1 protein-coding gene and 1 pseudogene are annotated in these 1026 nt (G+C 70.9%); both read left to right on the forward strand.

The genetic code is table 11. From position 1 onward, the window contains the following. Positions 1–918, forward strand: a 918-nt coding sequence (locus tag JMF90_RS38295) for an ATP-binding protein (RefSeq protein ID WP_201326464.1), incomplete at its 5' end; no start/stop codon positions are given. Between the two features lie 31 nt (positions 919–949). Beyond that, a pseudogene (locus tag JMF90_RS38300) lies at positions 950–1026 on the forward strand (DNA-binding response regulator); the annotation flags it as partial.

A 1026-nucleotide genomic window follows, 5' to 3' on the forward strand; every position in this document is an offset into this window, starting at 1 on the left:
CCGTCGACGGGCCGCGTCGCGCCGAAGCTCGGCTATGTCGTCGCGCTCGAGCGCTGGGGCTGGATGGTCGGCACCGGCATCTATCTCGACGACGTCGATACCGCACTGCAGCGCATCGACGCGCGCGCGTCCGCGAACATCGAACGCACGATGAGCTGGCTCACCGCGATCGCGCTCACCGGCGCGGCGGCGATCGCCGTGTGTGCGTTGGTGCTGAACGTCAGCGAGTCGCGCAGCGCCGATGCGAAGCTCAAGCTGCTCGCGCAGCGCGTCGTCGAATCGCAGGAGCAGGAGCGCGCGCGGCTGTCGCGCGAACTGCACGACGGGATCAGCCAGATGATGGTGTCCGCGAAGCTGATGCTCGAATCGGCGCTCGCACGCTTCGAGCGCGGCACGTCGCGCGTGCCCGAAGCCGAGCAGGCGCTCGCGTCGGGCGTCGGGCGGCTCGGCGACACGCTGCGCGAGGTCCGGCGCATCTCGCATGCGCTGCGGCCGTCGATGCTCGACGATCTCGGCCTCGCGGCCGCGCTCGAGCAACTCGTGCGCGAACTCGGCGCCGAAAGCGGCATCGACATCGGCTATACGCAGGTCGCGCACAGCGGCACGCAGCCGCTGCCCGAAGCCGTCAACACCGCGCTGTTCCGGATTGCACAGGAAGCGCTCAGCAACATCGTGCATCATGCGCGGGCGTCGCGCGCGGCCGTCACGCTCGACGTCGGCGCGCACACCGTCACGCTGACGATCGCCGACAACGGCTGCGGCTTCGACGCCGAACGCTCGCAGGCCGACGTGCGCCACGGCATCGGCCTGCGCAACATGCGCGAACGCCTCGACGCACTCGGCGGCACGCTGACGATCACGTCGCAGGTCGGCCACACGATCGTCGCCGCGAGCGTGCCGCTGCCCGGCGCGGCGTGACGACGCGCCCCATCACAGGAGACTTTCACGCATGAGCGCCCCCGATACCGCCCGGCCCGCTGCCCGACTGCTGCTCGTCGACGATCACCCGCTCGTGCGCGACGGCTT

The sequence above is a fragment of the Burkholderia sp. E168m23 genome, from assembly GCF_016586125.1.
GTDB classification, from domain to species: domain Bacteria; phylum Pseudomonadota; class Gammaproteobacteria; order Burkholderiales; family Burkholderiaceae; genus Burkholderia; species Burkholderia orbicola.